Annotated in this window: 13 protein-coding genes; 4 read left to right on the top strand and 9 right to left on the bottom strand. The window is 71.3% G+C overall.

Annotated elements, in window-relative coordinates:
- The first annotated feature begins 69 nt into the window (after positions 1-69).
- Together ppdK and MFF13_RS12425 are read left to right on the top strand one after the other, a co-directional pair.
- Positions 70-2,760: a pyruvate, phosphate dikinase gene (gene ppdK, locus MFF13_RS12430; protein WP_147831167.1), complete on the top strand. Its 2,691-nt coding sequence runs from the start codon at positions 70-72 to the stop codon at positions 2,758-2,760.
- Positions 2,761-3,314: 554 nt separating this feature from the next.
- A complete protein-coding gene (locus tag MFF13_RS12425) occupies positions 3,315-3,557 on the top strand; it encodes a hypothetical protein (RefSeq protein WP_147753443.1) in 243 nt (80 codons plus the stop codon).
- 29 nt (positions 3,558-3,586) lie between these two features.
- Here the strand turns inward: MFF13_RS12425 and MFF13_RS12420 are convergent, their stop codons facing one another.
- The 3 genes from MFF13_RS12420 to MFF13_RS12410 form a co-directional block, all read right to left on the bottom strand.
- The gene (locus MFF13_RS12420; protein ID WP_238272296.1) at positions 3,587-5,026 is read right to left on the bottom strand and encodes a peptidoglycan L,D-endopeptidase MepK; all 1,440 of its coding nucleotides are present in this window, start codon (positions 5,024-5,026) and stop codon (positions 3,587-3,589) included.
- 317 nt (positions 5,027-5,343) lie between these two features.
- Positions 5,344-7,467, bottom strand: a complete 2,124-nt coding sequence (locus MFF13_RS12415; RefSeq protein WP_147753633.1) for a L,D-transpeptidase family protein — start codon at positions 7,465-7,467, stop codon at positions 5,344-5,346.
- A 176-nt stretch (positions 7,468-7,643) separates the two neighbouring features.
- Positions 7,644-9,137, bottom strand: a complete 1,494-nt coding sequence (locus tag MFF13_RS12410; RefSeq protein WP_147753634.1) for a sigma-54-dependent transcriptional regulator — start codon at positions 9,135-9,137, stop codon at positions 7,644-7,646.
- 280 nt (positions 9,138-9,417) lie between these two features.
- Here MFF13_RS12410 and MFF13_RS12405 point away from each other — a divergent pair, with 280 nt between their 5' ends.
- Positions 9,418-11,292: a M3 family oligoendopeptidase gene (locus MFF13_RS12405; protein ID WP_147753635.1), complete on the top strand. Its 1,875-nt coding sequence runs from the start codon at positions 9,418-9,420 to the stop codon at positions 11,290-11,292.
- 92 nt (positions 11,293-11,384) lie between these two features.
- Here MFF13_RS12405 and MFF13_RS12400 read toward each other — a convergent pair whose 3' ends face one another.
- The 5 genes from MFF13_RS12400 to MFF13_RS12380 all read right to left on the bottom strand — a co-directional run bounded on the left by MFF13_RS12400 (position 11,385) and on the right by MFF13_RS12380 (position 15,715).
- A complete protein-coding gene (locus MFF13_RS12400) occupies positions 11,385-11,807 on the bottom strand; it encodes an organic hydroperoxide resistance protein (RefSeq protein WP_147753636.1) in 423 nt (140 codons plus the stop codon).
- A gap of 213 nt (positions 11,808-12,020) precedes the next feature.
- On the bottom strand, positions 12,021-12,905 hold the full coding sequence (locus MFF13_RS12395) for a beta-keto acid cleavage family enzyme (protein WP_147753637.1): 885 nt from the start codon (positions 12,903-12,905) through the stop codon (positions 12,021-12,023).
- A gap of 10 nt (positions 12,906-12,915) precedes the next feature.
- Positions 12,916-13,674, bottom strand: a complete 759-nt coding sequence (locus tag MFF13_RS12390; protein WP_238272267.1) for an SDR family NAD(P)-dependent oxidoreductase — start codon at positions 13,672-13,674, stop codon at positions 12,916-12,918.
- 43 nt (positions 13,675-13,717) lie between these two features.
- Positions 13,718-14,668 (bottom strand): 3-hydroxyacyl-CoA dehydrogenase family protein, encoded by a 951-nt coding sequence (locus MFF13_RS12385; protein WP_147753639.1) that lies wholly within the window; start codon positions 14,666-14,668, stop codon positions 13,718-13,720.
- A 15-nt stretch (positions 14,669-14,683) separates the two neighbouring features.
- Complete coding sequence (locus MFF13_RS12380) at positions 14,684-15,715, bottom strand: cyclase family protein (protein ID WP_147753640.1); 1,032 nt, start codon at positions 15,713-15,715, stop codon at positions 14,684-14,686.
- Between the two features lie 247 nt (positions 15,716-15,962).
- Between MFF13_RS12380 and MFF13_RS12375 the strand changes: the two genes are divergently transcribed.
- Positions 15,963-16,385, top strand: a complete 423-nt coding sequence (locus tag MFF13_RS12375) for a PaaI family thioesterase (RefSeq protein WP_147831173.1) — start codon at positions 15,963-15,965, stop codon at positions 16,383-16,385.
- A 131-nt stretch (positions 16,386-16,516) separates the two neighbouring features.
- Here MFF13_RS12375 and MFF13_RS12370 read toward each other — a convergent pair whose 3' ends face one another.
- Entirely contained in the window at positions 16,517-17,377 is an 861-nt protein-coding gene (locus MFF13_RS12370; RefSeq protein WP_147753642.1) for an outer membrane protein, read from the bottom strand.
- Between the last annotated feature and the right edge of the window lie 320 nt (positions 17,378-17,697).

Genomic DNA, 17,697 nt, shown 5'->3' with positions numbered 1-17,697 from the left:
TCGATGCGAGACCCTTTTGACGCAAGATCCCTGGCAACCAGGTCCTCTTGCACGACGGACGGAATCGATATGACGAGCGGCACCGCGAAGTGGGTCTACACCTTCGGCGACGGCAAGGCCGAGGGCAAATCGCAGATGCGCGACCTGCTCGGCGGCAAGGGGGCGAACCTCGCCGAGATGTCCAATCTCGGCCTGCCGGTGCCCCCGGGCTTCACCATCACCACCGAGGTCTGCACCGCCTACTACGAGAACGGGCAGACCTATCCATCCGAGCTGAAGGCCCAGGTCGCGACCGCCCTGGACCAGGTCGGCGCGATCACCGGCAAGACCTTCGGCGACGCCTCCAACCCGCTTCTCGTCTCCGTGCGCTCGGGCGCCCGCGCCTCGATGCCGGGCATGATGGACACCGTGCTCAACCTCGGGCTGAACGACGCCACCGTCGCGGCGCTCGCCGAGAGCTCGGGCGACCCACGCTTCGCCTACGATTCCTACCGCCGCTTCATCACCATGTACTCGAACGTGGTGCTCGGCGTTGAGCACCACGCCTTCGAGGAGGCGCTGGAGCACTACAAGGAGGGCAAGGGCTTCGACCTCGACACCGAACTCGGCGCCGAGGACTGGAAGCACCTGATCGAGAAGTACAAGACGATCGTCGTCGACGAGCACGGCTCAGCATTTCCCCAAGGCGCCGAGGATCAGCTCTGGGGCGCCATCGGCGCGGTGTTCGACTCGTGGATGATCCCGCGGGCGAAGAAGTACCGCGAGCTCAACGCCATCCCCGAGAGCTGGGGCACCGCCGTCAACGTCCAGGCCATGGTGTTCGGCAACATGGGCGACACCTCGGCCACCGGCGTCGCTTTCACCCGCAATCCGTCCACCGGCGAGCGCGCGCTCTACGGCGAGTTCCTGATCAACGCGCAGGGCGAGGACGTCGTCGCCGGCATCCGCACGCCGCAGGACATCACCGAGAAGGCGAGGCTCGAGGCCAAGTCCGAGAAGCCGTCGATGGAGCGGGCGATGCCCGAATCCTACGCCGAGCTGACGCGGATCTACGAGATCCTCGAAAAGCACTACCGCGACATGCAGGACATGGAGTTCACCATCGAGAGCGGGAAGCTCTGGATGCTCCAGACCCGCAACGGCAAGCGCACCGCCAAGGCGGCGCTCCGCATCGCCGTGGATCTGGCCGGCGAGGGCCTGATCACGCAGGAGGAGGCGATCAGCCGGATCGAGCCCGGCGCCCTCGACCAACTCCTGCACCCGACGATCGACCCGAAGGCCGAGCGCAAGGTGATCGCGCAAGGGCTGCCGGCCTCGCCCGGCGCCGCCACCGGCGAGATCGTGTTCAACTCCGAGGACGCCGAGACCCTGCGCAAGGCCGAGCGCAAGTGCATCCTCGTGCGCATCGAGACGAGCCCCGAGGACATCCACGGGATGCACGCCTCCGAGGGCATCCTGACGACGCGCGGCGGCATGACCAGCCATGCGGCGGTCGTCGCCCGCGGCATGGGCAAGCCTTGCGTCTCGGGCGTCGGCTCGATCCGGATCGACTACAAGGCGCAGACCCTGTCCGTCGGCGGCGTGACCCTCAAGGCCGGCGACCGCATCACCATCGACGGCTCGACGGGGCAGGTGCTCCAGGGCGAGGTGACGATGCTGGCGCCCGAGCTGTCGGGCGACTTCGCCACCCTGATGGGCTGGGCCGACGCCTACCGCACCATGAAGGTGCGCGCCAACGCCGACACCCCGACCGACGCCCGCACCGCCCGCGACTTCGGCGCGGAGGGGATCGGCCTTTGCCGGACCGAGCACATGTTCTTCGAGGGCGACCGCATCATCGCGGTGCGCGAGATGATCCTGGCCGACGACGCGGAAGGCCGCCGCGCGGCGCTCGCCAAGATCCTGCCCTACCAGCGCCAGGACTTCGTCGAGCTGTTCACGATCATGTCGGGCCTGCCCGTCACGATCCGCCTGCTCGATCCGCCGCTGCACGAGTTCCTGCCGCACTCGGACGCCGAGGTACGGGAGGTGATGGACGCCACCGGCATCGCGGAGGACAAGATCCGCCACCGGATGCGCGAGCTTTCCGAGTTCAACCCGATGCTCGGCTTCCGCGGATGCCGCCTCGCCATCGCCTTCCCCGAGATCGCGGAGATGCAGGCCCGCGCGATCTTCGAGGCCGCGATCCAGGCGGCGCAGGAGACCGGGGCGCCGGTCACCCCCGAGGTGATGGTGCCGCTGGTGTTCTCGCGCGCCGAGTTCGACATCGTGAAGGGCCGCATCGACGCCACCGCCAAGGCGGTGTCGGAGGAGGCCGGCAAGGCGATCGACTACCAGGTCGGCACCATGATCGAGCTGCCGCGCGCCGCGCTCAAGGCCAACGAGATCGCGGTGACGGCGGAGTTCTTCTCCTTCGGCACCAACGACCTCACGCAGACGGCGCTCGGCATCTCCCGCGACGACGCGGCGACCTTCCTCGGGCCCTACACGCAGAAGGGCATCCTCGCCGCCGACCCGTTCGTGACGATCGACCAGGAAGGCGTCGGCGAGCTGGTGCGGATCGGCGTCGAGCGCGGCCGCTCGGTCCGCCCCGACATCAAGCTCGGCATCTGCGGCGAGCACGGCGGCGACCCGGCCTCGATCGGCTTCTGCCAGGAGGTCGGCCTCGACTACGTCTCGTGCTCGCCCTACCGCGTGCCGATCGCGCGCCTCGCCGCCGCGCAGGCCGCCCTCGGCAAGGTCTCGGCGAAGGAAGGCTAGGGGGGCTTTCGCGAGGCTCGACCATCGCCGCCGGAGCCGATCCCGGCGCGAATCCCTTCTCCCGGACGGGCGAGAATTCACAGATCGCTGCTTCTGGCGGCTCGCTATGCGCGCATCCCCTCGCCCCGCCTGCGGGGAGAGGGCTTTGCCGACCTCGTCGTCGGCGAAGCGAGGCGGCAGCCGAGGGTGAGGGGGCTCGAACGAAAGAGGCTCCTCCGTTCGCGCCGCCTCACCGTCGCTTCGGCTTCGCCTCTCGCTTCCCGGCTGCACGACGAGGTGCAGCCGGGCCTCTGTCCGCAAGCGGGGAGAGGGGAAACCCGCGCCTGTTCCGAAGCTGTACTCCATCAACGAATGGGATGGGCCGGACAGGAGAGCGAGCCGCATCGGCGCCTCCGGCAACCCGCCGTCAACCACCTGAAAAAAACCTGCGGAAATAACGGAACCGGGCCGGCGAACCTCTGCCTTAGGCCTGCGTTGGATGATAGTGGCGAATCGGATGCGCGAGAGCGATCGACGGTCCGCCCGGACGTCAGTCATCCGCGGGAACGCCGGCCATGAACGACTCGTCCTCGTCGCAGCTCTATCTCGGGGAAAACCCCCGTACCGTGCCGATCCCGAAGGCGGTCGCGCGGGCCTACCTGTGGCTTGTCGGCGCCGGCACGCTGTTCGGGGTGATCGGCTTCGCCGTGGCGTCCCAGAGCAGCCTCGACGCCGCCCGCGTCGCCGGCGCCGACGGCGGCTACGCCGCGACCCTGGTCTCGGCGATGAGCGTCACCCAGGGCCGCCGCCTGCCCTGAGCGAGCGCCGAGGACGCAAGACTTCTCATTCAGCGCGTACCGGGAACCGCCCGGGTCGCCGAGCCCGTGAAGCGCACGGCCGTGAGGTCGTCGCCGGGGCTGCGGCGGCCGAAACGCGTCGTCACCGTGTCCGGCGAGGCGGCGACGACGCCGGCGGGCGCCGCGTCGGCGCGTGCGCGAGTCTGCGCCACGCGGACGGGGGCGACGCGGCTCGCCGGATGGGTTGCGTCGGACTCGATCGAGACCGTGGCGAACAGTGCCCGCAGCTGCGCCTTGGCGTCGGCGTCGGCCGGGACGAGGCGGTTGGCCGGGCGCGGCGCGGGCCGGTCCGAGACCGCCGCGAGGCTCGTGGACAGGCTCGCCATGCCGACGTTGCCGAGGCCGGCGAACTGCGCCGGGCGCGGCGGGGGCAGGGGCATCGCGAGCGCGGCGGCCGCGACGGCGCTCGCCAATTCGGCGGGCCGGCGCGGCGGCAGCGGCGCCGCCACGCTCGACATCAGCGCGGCGTCGATGGCCTCGGCGGGCTTCGCGACCGCCGGCTCGCCGGTGAGCAGCGCCTTGGCATCGCGCCCGTCGCGGCGAAGCATCGCCTCGCGGAGCGCGCCGTCGGCAACCGGCGCCGTCGGTGCGGCGTAGGCCAGGGCCGCGCGGGCGCCGGAGGTGTCCTCCGGGTCGGCGCTCGCCACGGCGACCACCGGCTTCGGCCTTCCGCGCGGCGCTGCGACAGGCGCCGGAGCCGGGTCGCTCCGGCCGCCGAACAGGCCGGCGAGGAACCCGACGAGGCTCGGGCCCTCCTCCTCGTCGGCGGAGGCGATCTGCGAGGACACGCCGAGCACGGTGCCGCCGCGGGCCAGGATCTCGGCGCGGGCCTCCTCGTAGCGCGGGAACGGCCGGTTGTCGGAGGCCAGGTGGACGGTCTTGCCGTCGGGGAACAGGCGCGCGAGCTGGTCGTGGCTCATCCGCGGCCACATGCGGACCGAGCCGACGTCGAGGTGGACGAAGGGCGAGCCGGCATGCGGATACCAGCCGACGCCGCCGCGCTGCATCTGCAGCCCGACCGCGCGGATGTCGTCGATCGAGACGCCGGGCAGGTAGAAGTCCATCGCCTTGCCGAGCATGTGCTGGCTGTACTCGGCCACCGCCTTCGAGCGGCGGCGCAGCATCGCGTTGGTGCCGGGCGAGCGATAGGCCGAGACGACGTGGATCGGCTCGGAGGCGCCGACCTGTCGATAGGCCTCCCATACCGTGTCGAACAGGCGCGGGTCCATCTTGGTCGGCTCGTCGATGCGCCAGTCGCGCAGGAGCCAGTTCAGCTGCTCCAGGGCCGCGCGGTCGTAGCGCCCGTCGCGCTTGAACGTGATGGTCGCGCTTTCCTTGGTGTGGGTGTGGAAGATCGTCAGCGAACGGGTGTCGCCGTTGGCGACCGCATCCTGGGTGCCGGTGGTCCCCGCCGCCAGCGCCATGACCATGCCGGACAGGCCGAACAGGATTCGCCGAAGACGAGAGGGCCGGGGCGTCGTCTGGCTCGGCGTCGGCACGATCGTCTCACCCCTCGGACGCGGCCCGCGCTGCGCGCGGGACCATGGTGAACGCAAGGTTGCCGAAAACCGTGAAGACCGGGTTATCGGCGCCCCCTGCAGGACACCCGCGATTCCCTTACGGCTAAGTCTGGACCGTGGCGAAATCGTGCCGGCAAGCGTGCCGGCGCACGTCACCGCGCCGGTGATGCGGACGGGTCACGGGAAGCCCCGCCGGAGGCGAACGCCAGACCGGCAAAGCGGCCGGATCACCACCAGCTGCGCGAAACCGGAGCGGGGTTCGGGGTCCACAGGCCGGGCTCGCCGAACTCGGGCGCCGGGGCCTCGGCGCTCGCCCGCACGGCACGGCGCGGCACGGCGGAGTGGCGCGGCTTGGGCGGCGCCGGCACGGAGACGGCCTCCGCCGTCCTGCGTGTCGGCTCGGACGGGCGGATCGCCGGGGAGACCCTGGCCATCGCGCCGCCGCCCCCGAGGCCGAGGGCCGCGCGCATCGGCGCATCGTAGCCGTAGAGGTCGGGCAGCGTGCGGTAGCTGCCGCCGTCGTCGACGGTGGCCGTGAAGTAGGCGAGGTGCACCGGCAGCTTGTGCTCCAGGCGGATGGTGCGCTCGCCTTTGCCGACGAGCTTCTTCAGGCGCTCCTCGGTCCAGTTCGGCAGCACCACGTCGGCGAAGCGGAACGGGTCGTCGACGCGGATGCAGCCGTGGCTGAGCGCCCGCTCCGAGCGCGAGAACAGCGAGCGGTTCGGCGTGTCGTGCAGGTACACGGCATGCTGGTTGGGGAACATGAACTTGATGAAGCCGAGCGCGTTCTTCTCGCCCGGCGGCTGGCGCAGCGAGACGTGGCCGCCGCGGCGCACGATCTCGTAGCCACCCCAGGTGCTGCCGCCGTAGCTCGCGATCTTCGGCAGCATGGTCTTCAGGATCGAGGGCGGGACGTACCACGACGGGTTCACCACCGCGTATTCCATCAGCCCGGAGAACAGGGGCGTGCGCGAATCCGGCTTGCCGACGATGACGCGCGCCTCGTCGCGCTGGCGCCCGTCGCGGAACACCCGCAGGCGGAACTCGGGCACGTTGACCAGCACGTAGTCGGGCCCGAGATCGCTGCCGAGCCAGCGCCAGCGCTCCATGTTGACGATCAGCGCCGCGTCGTCGCCCACCGGCCGCACGATCCCGGCCTGACCGGCCCCTTGTCCCGCGCCCTGCGCCAGCGCCACCACGGTCTGGACGTTGAGGACGCCGTTGCCGGGCAGCCCACGGCTCCGCTGGAACCCGGCAACTGCGGCGGCGACGCCGGAATCGTACTCCTCCGCGTCGCCCGGGGGGGCGTCGAGGGTGCCGGCCTTCCGGCTTTCGAGATCGAAGTGGGCGCGCAGCAGCGGCACGCGCGCATCGCGCATGCCGACGCGCAGGGCCGGCCCGGGCGGAAGCCGCAAAGCGGCCGCCGCGGGACGCGCGTCCTCCTTGACGGCCGGGGCGCGCGCCACCGAGAGGCGGCTCTTCAGGGCGAGGTAGCCGGGCGAATGCGGGTTGTAGGCCTGGAGCAGGTCGCCGGCGCTGCCGCCGGCGCCGGCCAGGCTCGACAGCACCGTGTCGGCGGCCGGCAGGTCGAGGGTCGGGGTGATCAGCCGCGAGATCGCCGCGAGGTTCAGCCGCCCGCCGCGTGCGTCGCGGGCATAGAGGGCGGCGGCGGCCGAGAGTTTCAGGTCGGCCTCGGCGAGGGCGGCGAGATTGTCTGATCCGGCCGCGCTCTCGCCCGTCCCCGGATTGTCCGGCTTGGCGGCCTTCGGGAGCGCCGGCACCGGATAGGCGCGGGCGTCGAGGCCGTCCTCAGGCGCCGCCGCGAGGCGCGCGGCCACGGCCTTCGCCGCCGGCGTGTAGGCGCCGTCCACGATCCAGACCGGCTTGAAGGCGCCGAGCGCGTAGAAGGCCTGGATCGACTCGCGCTCCTTGGTGGTCAGCCGGGCGAGCAGCGGAGCGGAGGCGGCGAGGCGGTTGAACACGGCCGCCGCCTGCGGGTCGCTCGGCGCGGTCGGGGCCGCGGTGACGGCAGGGCGCTCGGGCGAGGGCGCCTCGGATCGTGCCGGATCGGCCTTCGCCGGCTCCGACGGCGTCACCGCCTCGAGGCCGGTGGCCGGGGGCGGCAGGCTCGGATCGGAGGCGGACGCCTTGTCCGGGCCCGACGCTTTATCGAGGTTGGAGGTCCTGTCGCCGTCGAAGGGCTTGTCCGGCGTCGCGGTCGCGACGGCGGCGGCCGGCGGGACGTCGTCGAGCCCGCCGCGGGCGGAGGCGGCCGTCGTCAGGACGCCCTGCGCGACGGAGCCGGCCAACAGGACGGCCAGGGCTGCTTGGGCCGAGCGCGAGACGCTCATCTGCGAACCTCCTGGGGACCGACCTCGAGGCCGCCCACAACCTTATCAGTATCGGCGCTCGCCCGATCGTGTGCAATCGCACCCCGTCCGCGCGCGCCGCAGAGTGCCGGCAAGTGTCTGATCCGCCACGCATCGAGCGCGGGCTTCCAGCCTTCAGGCCGATTCTGGCAAGCCGATCAGGCCGCGGCGTCCTCGGCCTTGGCGTCGCCGTCGAGCCCGAGCTCCTTGAGCTTGCGATACAGGGTCGATCGGCCGATTCCGAGGCGGCGCGACACCTCCGACATCCGGCCGCGATAGAATTGCAGCGCGAAGCGGATGATCTCGGCCTCCAGCGCATCCATCGGCTTCATCTCGCCGGTATCCTCGACCACCAGCGACAGGGCGTGCGGATCGCGCACCTCGACGCGGACGATCTCGCGCACCGGCTCGGGCGAATGGGCCGACAGCATCGGCTGCACCGGGGCTGCCGGGATGCGCACGTCGAACCCCTCGACCTGGGCGGCGATCTGCGGGAACTCGGCCACCGTCAGCTCGTCGCCGTCGGCGAGGACGACGGCGCGGAACAGCGCGTTCTCCAGTTGCCGGACGTTGCCGGGCCAGCCGTAGCGGGTCAGCAGCGCCATCGCCTCGGCGGTGATCGCGCGGACGCGCTTGCCTTCCTCCGCCGCGAACCGGGCGCAGAACGAGCGCACCAGGTCGGGGATGTCCTCGCGGCGGGCGCGCAGCGGGGGCAGGGTCATCGGGAAGACGTTGAGGCGATAGTACAGGTCTTCGCGGAAACGCCCCTCCTTGACGAGGTCGAGGAGCGATCGGTTCGTCGCCGAGACCAGGCGGATGTCGACGCGCACGCTGCGCTTGCCCCCGACGGGGTCGACCTCGCCCTCCTGCAGCGCGCGCAGCAGCTTTACCTGAGCGTCGAGGGGCAACTCGCCGATCTCGTCGAGGAACAGCGTCCCGCCGGACGCCTCGACGAACTTGCCGGCATGGCGCTCGGTGGCGCCGGTGAAGGCGCCCTTCTCGTGCCCGAACAGGGTCGACTCGACGAGGTTGTCGGGGATCGCGCCGCAATTGACCGTGACGAAGGGCTTTCCGCGCCGCTCGCCCGAGCCCTGGATCGCACGGGCCAGCACCTCCTTGCCGACGCCGGACTCGCCCTCGATCAGCACCGGGATGTTGGACTTCGCGGCGCGCTCGGCCAGCCGGATCACCCGCTCCATGTCGGGCGACTTCGAGGTCAGGTCCTTGAAGCTGAGCGAGCCGGAGGCGCGGCGGCGCATGCGCCGGACTTCCTCCTCAAGGTGGTCGACCCGGAGCGCGTTCTTGATCGAGACCTGCAGACGCTCGGCGCCGGCAGGCTTGACCACGAAGTCGACGGCGCCGGCGCGCATCGCCGTGACGACGGCGTCGATCGACCCGTTGGCGGTCTGGACGATGACCGGGGTGTCGAGGCCGGATTTCCGCATCTCGGCCAGCACGCCGAGCCCGTCGAGGCCGCCGGGCATGACGAGGTCGAGGAGCACCACGTCGATCTCGGGGTGGGTCCGGAGCAGGGCGAGCGCGTCCGCACCGTTCTCCGCGAGCGTCGCCTCGAAGCCGAAGCGGCGCACCGTCGCCTCGGCGAGACGACGCTGAACGGGATCGTCGTCGACGATCAGGACCGTTGTCGCCATGCGGGCTCTTCCTCGCTGCCGCGGGTCGTCCGCGGCGCCGGACCTTGCGGGTTCCGGCGCCCGGCGCGACCGGCGGGTGTTTCGTTTCGAGCCGGAGCCTCGCCCAGATGCGTAAAGCGCCGCTTAACGACGACGGGAGATTTGCCGCAGCCGCCGCTTGCGTCCCCTTGCGCCTGAGGATTCCGGTTGAACGCCGTCGGCTGCGCTCGATATGAGGCAGGGCGGGGCCGTCGAGCCCCGGACAGGCGGCGCGACGCGCCGGCAACGCACCCGAGGATCTATGACCATTCGAGCCCTCGCCCCCGCTTGGTCACCGCTTCGGAGCGCCGAGGGCGCCGCCGCGGCGCGCGCCGCCGCCCACGCGGTCGACCTCGGGCCGCTCCCCGAATGGGACCTCGCCGACCTCTATTCCGGCCTGGACGCCCCGGACTTCCGCCGCGACCTCGCGAAAGCGGAGGCGGATTGCCGTTCCTTCTCCGAGACCTACGCCGGGAAGATCGCGCAGCTCGCGAGCGGCCCCGACGCCTCCGCCAGTCTCGCCGCCGCGGTCGCCGCCTACGAGGGCATCGAGGAGCTGCTCGGCCGGCTGATGTCCTATGCCGGGCTGGTCTATTCCGGCGACACCACCGACGAGGCGCGGGCGAAGTTCTACGGCGACACCCGCGAGCGCCTGACGAACGCCTCCGGCGACCTGCTGTTCTTCGCCCTCGAGCTCAACCGCATCGAGGACGCCGTGCTGGACGCGGCGATGGCCGGGGGGCCGCTCGCGCATTACGCCCCGTGGATCGAGGACCTGCGCCGCGAGAAGCCGTTCCAGCTCGAGGACCGGATCGAAAAACTGTTCCTGGAGAAGTCCGTCACCGCGAACGCGGCCTGGGACCGGCTGTTCAACGAGACCATCGCGGCGCTGCGCTTCCCGATCCAGGGCGAGCGGCTGCCGCTGGAGCCGACGCTGAACAAGCTTCAGGACCCGGACGGCGCGGTGCGCCGGGAGGCGGCCGGCGCGCTCAGCGAGGTGTTCCGCGAGAACCTGCGGGTGTTCACGCTGATCACCAACACGCTGGCCAAGGACAAGGAGATCTCGGACCGCTGGCGCGGCTTCAAGGACGTGGCGGATGCCCGCCACCTCTCGAACCGGGTCGAGCCGGAGGTGGTCGCCGCGCTCGTGGACGCCGTGCGCGAAGCCTATCCGCGGCTGTCGCACCGCTACTATCGCCTGAAGGCGAAGTGGTTCGGCGTCGAGGCGCTGCCCTACTGGGACCGCAACGCCCCGCTGCCGAAGGTCGAGCAGCGCACCATCCCCTGGACCGAGGCGCGCGACACGGTGCTCGACGCCTACAATGCGTTCTCACCGAAGATGGCCGGCATCGCGAGGGACTTCTTCGACCGGCGCTGGATCGACGCGCCGACGCGGCCCGGCAAGGCGCCCGGCGCCTTCGCGCACCCGACGGTGCCCTCGGTCCACCCCTACGTGCTCGTCAACTACCAGGGCAAGCCGCGGGACGTGATGACGCTGGCGCACGAACTCGGCCACGGCGTCCACCAGGTGCTGGCCGGCCACAACGGCGCGCTGATGGCGCCGACGCCGCTGACGCTGGCCGAGACCGCCAGCGTGTTCGGCGAGATGCTGACCTTCCGGCGCCTGCTGGCCGCGACCACGAACACGACCCAGCGCCGGGCGATGCTGGCCGCCAAGGTCGAGGACATGATCAACACGGTGGTGCGCCAGATCGCGTTCTACTCGTTCGAGCGCAAGGTCCACCTCGCCCGCGCCGAGGGCGAGCTGACGGCCGAGCAGATCAACGGCCTGTGGATGTCGGTGCAGGCCGAATCGCTCGGCCCGGCGATCACGCTCGATGCCGGATACGAGCCGTTCTGGGCCTACATCCCGCACTTCATCCACTCGCCGTTCTACGTCTACGCCTACGCCTTCGGCGATTGCCTGGTGAACTCGCTCTACGGGGTCTACGCCAAGGCCGAGGACGGCTTCGTCGAGCGCTACTTCGCCCTGCTCTCGGCCGGCGGCTCGAAGCCCTACGGCGAGCTCCTGGCCCCGTTCGGCCTCGACGCACGCGATCCCGGCTTCTGGCAGATCGGGCTCGGCATGATCGAGGGGATGATCGCGGAGCTCGAGGGGATGGAAGCCGAGGCCTGACCACCCGCGACCACGCCCATGAAAAGACCCGCGACGGGGCTGCCGTCGCGGGTCTTTTCATTTCAGGCTCGCAGTCTCAGGTTCGGCCGCGATCAGACGGCGGCGACGGCGACCTGGATGTTGCCGCGGGTGGCGTGCGAGTACGGGCAGACGACGTCGGCGCGCTTCACCAGGTCGGCGGCCGTCGCGGGGTCGATGTCGGGCAGGCTGGCCTTGAGGCTGACGGTGAGGCCGAAGCCGGTGCCGTCCTCGCGCTTGCCGATGCCGACCTCGGCGTCGACGCGGGCGTCCTCGGGCACCTTCACCTTGTCCTGGGCGGCGACGAACTTGATCGCGCCGAGGAAGCAGGCGGCGTAGCCGGCGGCGAAGAGCTGCTCGGGGTTGCTGCCGGGGCCGCCGTTGCCGCCGAGCTCCTTCGGGGTCGAGAGGCCGACGCCGAGGCGGCTGTCGTCGGTCGCCGCGGAACCCTCGCGGCCGCCGGTGGCGTGGGCGTGGGCGGTGTACAGAGCCTGCATCGTCGTCTCCTGATCGGATGGCGTTCGCACGGGCGTCGTGCTGAGCCGATGCCCTCTCCTTGCACGAATATCGATTGCGCACAATCTACATTTTGGGGCCAACGCCGTCGCAATGCCCTGCCGTCGGCCGGCCCGGCATGCCCCGCGAGGCCCTTGCCGCCCCATCGGGGTCGCGGGAAGAACGCTCCCGCTCGGGAGCTTCGCGCGATTCGCTCAATCGCGCGCAGGGAGGTGGAAGATCGCGCGCGCCTCGTCCGGGGTCGCCGGCGCGCAATCGAGGAGCGACAGCAGCGTCACCGCCTTCTCGACCAGGGCGGCGTTGTTCGGCGCGAGCTTGCCACGGGCGAGGTAGAGGTTGTCCTCCAGGCCGACGCGGACGTTGCCGCCCATGCTCGCAGCCAGCGCCACCATCGGGAATTCGGCCCGGCCGATGCCGAAGGCCGACCAGACCGCGTCGGCCGGCAGGCGCGCCCGCATCTGCACCAGGGTCTCGGGGTCGGCCGGGGCGCCCCACGGGATGCCGAGGCAGATCTGGAATAACGGGGGCGCGGCGAGATGCCCCTCGGCGATGAGGTGGCGGGCGAGCGCGATGTGGCCGAGGTCGAACACCTCGATCTCCGGACGGACGCCCGCAGTTCGGATCGTCTCGGCCATGGCGCGCAGGTGCGCCGGAGTGTTGAGGAACAGGTGCTCGCCGAAGTTCATCGTCGCCACGTCGAGGGTGCAGAGCTCGGGCTTCAGCGCGCTGACGTGGCGGGTCCGCACCTCCGGGCTCACGAAGGTGGTGCCGGGCCCCGCCGCCGCCGGGTCGGCCGCGCCCGGCACGAAGCGCCCGCCGGGCCCCGTCGTCAGGTTGAGGATCACGTCGGCGTTCCGCGCGCGGATGCGCTCGACGACCTCGCGGTAATGGTCGAACTCCATGCTCGGTGCCGCGGTGTCGGGGTGGCGGACATGGATGTGCACCACCGCGGCGCCGGCCTCGGCCGCCTCGAGCGCCGAGCGGGCGATGGCCTCCGGGCTGACCGGCACCGCCGGGTTCTTCGCGGTCGTGTCGAACGAGCCGGTCAGGGCGCAGGTGATCACGGTCTTCTGCGACATCGCCGTCTCCTCAGATGATCCCGCCGTCGACCACCAGCGTCTCGCCGGTGATGTAGGCGCCGCCCGCGGCGAGGAAGAACATCGCCTCGGCGATGTCCTCGGGCTCGGCCAGGCGCGCCATCAGGGTGTTGGCGACGGTCGCCGCCTTGCGCTCCTCCGGCCAGTTCGCGGTCCAGGGCGTGGCCACAAGGCCCGGCGCGACGGCGTTGACCCGGATCTCGGGGGCGAGCGCCCGGGCGAGCGAGCGCGTCAGGTTCACGAGCCCGGCCTTGCTCGCCGAATAGGCAATGCTGGAGCCGCGCCGCCCGAGGCCGGCCACCGAGGCGGTGTTGACGATGGCGCCGCGGCGCGCCTTCAGGGCGGGGGCGGCCGCCCGCGCGCAGCGATAGGGGCCGACGAGGTTCGTCGAGAGGATCGCGTTCCAGAAGTCCTCGGTCATCGCGTCGAGGTCCTCGAAGGCGATCGGCGCCTGCGTGCCCGAGGTGCCGGCGTTGTTGATCAGCACATCGAGGCCGCCGAGCGTCGCGATCGCCGCGGCGACCATCGCCTCCGCCTCGCCCGCGCGGGACACGTCGCCGGCGACCGCCGTGACGGAGAGACCTTCGGCGCTCAGCCGCCCGGCGGCTTCCGGGCCGCGTGGGTCGTCCGCGAGGTGGTTCAGGGCGACCGTGGCCCCGTTACGCGCAAACAGCGTGGCCGCGGCCAGGCCGATGCCGGAGGAGGCCCCGGTGACGAGGACGGCTTTGCCGCGAAGGTCGGCGCTGATCATCGTGTGCTCCCGGGTGGGGTTGGTGCGTGGCGGCTGGGAACGCTCACGTCCCCTCCATCCGGCCGATGGTGCGCAGGGCCGCCTTCAGGGCGAGCAGCTTGCGGTCGCGGTCGCGAAACAGCTCCGCCGGGTCGCGACCGCCCCAATCGAAGTAGCCGCGCCCGGCCATCACCCCTGTCCGGCCCTCGGCGCAGAGGGCGTCGAGGCTGTCGGACCGGGTGCGCGGCGGGGGCGGGCTGTAGCTCGCGTTGGCGAGCGCCCTTCGCTGCAGGTCGAGCCCGGTGAAGTCCGCCTTGGCGAGGTGGCCGAGGATCGGGATGCGTAAGGCGAGCCCATGCACGATGGCGTCGTCGATCTCGCGCGGGGTGGCGTAGCCCGCGTCGAGGAGGTGGTGCACCTCCGCCGTGATCGCCGACTGGATGCGGTTGGCGACGTAGCCCGGCACGAAGCGCTTCAGCACGATCGGCACCTGGCCCAAGCCCACGACGAGGTCGCGGATGCCCGCCACCACCTCCGGCAGCGTCTCGGGGCCGGGCACCACGTCGACGAGGTCGACGATGTAGGGGGGCGTGTACCAGTGCGCGACGACGGCGCGCGGCTGGCGCATCGCCGGGATCAGCGGGAAGACGTCGAGGTAGCTGGTGTTGCTGGCGATCACCGCATCGTCGGCGCAGAGCCGGTCGAGCTCGGAGAACAGCCCGCGCTTCGCCTCCGGGTCCTCGGTGATCGCCTCGATGACGAGGCTCGCCCCGTCGACGGCGCTTGCGAGGTCCTGCGAGAGGCGAACGGCGGCGGCGAGGCGGTCGGCGCTCCACCCGTCCGGCGCGGCTCCGGCCCCCTGCAGGGTCGCGAGCGCGGAGGCCATCAGGCCGGGCACGGCGTCGAGGGTCTCAAGGCGGCTGTCGACGAGGCGGACGGCATGGCCGCCGAGGGCAAGGACCAGGGCGATGCCGTGGCCCATCAGCCCGGCCCCGACGACGGCGATCTCGGCCATGATGTCCTCCTCCGGTCAGACGGTGGCGATCGGCGTCGCCGGCGAGCCGACGGCGCCGGGAAGCCGCAGGGGCGGCGCGGTGAGCAGGAAGCGATGGCGTCCGTTCGCGCGCAGCCAGTCCGCCAGCGGCGTCAGGTGCCAGAGCTCGCCCAGCGGCAGCCCGAGCTTGAACAGGCAGTGCTCGTGCAGCGGCAGGATCGCGCAGCAGGCCCCGCCCGGACGCGCGGGATAGGCCTCGACCGCGTAGTTGTCGGCGATCAGCGCGGACAGGCCGCTGTCGGTGATCCAGTCGAGCAGCCGCCGATCGCGCCCGTCGAGGACGGCGCAGATGCGGTGGACCGCATCCCGGTCCGGCTCGCCGGCCCAGGCAAGGAGCCGGTCGGCGAAGCCGGTATGCAGGCAGACCATGTCGCCGGGCTCGACCGCGACCGCGTCGGCTTCCAGGATGTGCATCAGGCCGTCGTAGCCGACGAGCGCGCGGGCGTCGCCGCAATGCGCCCGCAGGTCGATCATCACGCCGCGACCCTGCATGCCGTGCTCGGCCAGGCGCTCGATGCCGAGGCGGTGCGCCCGCGACGGAGCCTCGACCTCGGCGGCCTCGCTCGGACCCGTCACGTCGAGACCGCCGCGGAAGCCGTTGTAGTAGAAAGGTTTTGGCGTTCCGTCCCCGTCGGCGTCGAATAGGCCGCCGACATGGGCGAGGCTGTCCCACTGCGTCGAGTATTGCAAGTAGAGCATCACCCGGTCGTCGCAGATCACGTCGGTGGCGCCGTCCACCTCCTCGCAGACCCGGAAGTTCGTCACCGGCCGGCCGTTGGTCCGCACCGTCGGGCTGAGGCGCGGCGGGTGACGGCGCTGGTTCAGGACGTTTCCGCCGGGCAGGTCGAGGGGCAGGCTGAGGCAGAAGGTACGCCCCTCGCGGACCTCGGCGACGCCCTGGAGCACCTTGGCCGCATCGAGCCCGTTGACGCGGCCGAGCTGGTCGTCGGGGCCGTAATCGCCCCAGGTCGAGCCCTCGGGCCGGCGGCGCCAGCGCGGCGCGGTCATCGGCGCGTCCTGCCGGAATCGGTCCTGCCCGCGCAGATCCGTGGCGCGGCGGGTGCCGGAGCCGGGCGCATGCGTCCATCCCTGAAGCCGGATCCTTGACGGATCCCGTTGCCGGCATCGTCCGTCCGGCCATACCGGTCTGTCAACGACCCGGTCGCGGTCGGAGCGACGAAGCCGGGCGGAATTGTCAGGGCGCGCGGGCGCCCGCATACCCGGCCTTCGAAACGGGCGAGGGTCGGAGCAGCCGATGCGCGAGCAGGATACGATCTTCGGGGCCGACATCCCCTTCGCGCGGCTCTGCGGCGTCGAGGCCCTCGGCTATGCCGACGGGCGAACCCGGCTGCGGCTGCGCCTGCGCGACGACCACGGCAACAACCTCGGCATCGCCCATGGCGGCGTGATCTGCACGCTCCTCGACATCGCCATGGGCACCGCGGCGCGGCTCTCGGCGGGGCGTCCGGTGCTCACCCTTGACATGCAGACCCGCTTCCTCGCCCCCGGTCGCGGCGTGCTGCTGGCCGAAGGCTTCGTGGTGCGCGGTGGGCGCTCGGTGCTGTTTTGCGAGGCGGAAATCCGCGGGGAGGGCGGCAACCTGGTCGCCACCGCGAGCGGCCTGTTCAAGCCCGCCGGCCGGGACGGGCAACCCCCCGGAAGCCGGGTGAACGCCTGAGGTGACGACACCGAACCAACCTGGTTTCCCGGAATGGGGCGACCCGGGTAACGAAAAAGGGCGGACACCGCTGCCGGTGCCCGCCCATGAACCGTCGCTGAAGGTGCAGCCCCGAGGGACTGCGGTCGATTTCAGAGACCGCTGAACTTGTAGTTGAAGCCAGCGCGAACGACGTTGCCCTCGGTGGTGAAGCGCGAGACGTACGCACCGGTACCGACGCCGGGGACCGCGCTGACGACGACGTTGCGGCTGCCCAGGTCGTAGTGGAGGTACTCGACCTTCACGGTGACCGCCTCGTACTTCAGGCCGAGGTACTTGCCGAAGGCGAAGGTGTTGAGAAAGCTGTCGGTGGGCACTGCGAATTCGATGCCGCCGCCGTAGGCATAGCCGGTCTCGAAGTCGTCGTAGCGGCCGGCGAACTGCAGGGCGTTGCCGGGCGTGAAGAAGCGGGCGTCGTAGAACACGTTGCCGTAGGCGAGACCGCCCATGCCGTACACCAGCACCCGATCGAAGCCGTAGCCGACGCGGCCGGTGAGGGTACCGAGCCAGTCGAGGCTCTGACGGTAGGCGGCCGGGTTGCCCACGACGCCGCCGGCGAGCGGAGCGCCGATCACGAAGCGGTTCTTGGTGAGGTCGGTCCAGTCGATGCTGTTGGCGACGCCGATGACGAAGCCCGAGCCCGGCGTGAACTGGTAGTTGTATCCGAAGGTGCCGCCGAGCTTGCCCACCGCATCCTGCTCGGTGGTGACGGTCGAGAGGCGGCGGCCGGCCGCGACGTTGCCGACGGTGACCGGAGTGGTGCCGTTGGTGATGATCCGCTGGCGGTCGGTGAAGGCGTAGGACGACTCGAGGCCGGCGTAGAAGCCGGTCCAGGTGAAGACCGGGATCGGAGTGAAGACCGGCGGGGGGGCGCGGCGCGGCAGGTCGGCGGCGGAGGCGACGGCGGTCATGCCGGCCAGCACGGTGGATGCGAGGAGAAGCTTCTTCGTCATGATGAGGGTTACCTGAAGACTGTCCCGGATGGCTCTGGCGCCAATTAAGCGTAAGCATGCCCCAGGCACTATGCCCGCCGTGCCACAGTGCAGCCCAAATGCAGCGCCGCCGCCGCACGCGGCCTCGGACAGCCGAATCAGGCAACGGGGCCCCCAGCCGAAGTCCCGGGCGAGACCCGGCCCTTGATCAAAGGACGGCGAGCCTCTAATCGGACCGCGCCTTTCGCCGGGCCTCCCAGCGAGCCGGGCGATAGAGAGATCGGGTGCGCCCGTGCGCGGGCCCTGCCGCAGGAACGGGAACCATGGCCAAAGAGAAGTTT

It is taken from the genome of Methylobacterium cerastii, from assembly GCF_022179125.1.
Taxonomy (GTDB): Bacteria; Pseudomonadota; Alphaproteobacteria; order Rhizobiales; family Beijerinckiaceae; genus Methylobacterium; species Methylobacterium cerastii.
Note: the sequence above shows the minus strand (reverse complement) of the source record. Positions and strands in the feature narration are given on the sequence as shown.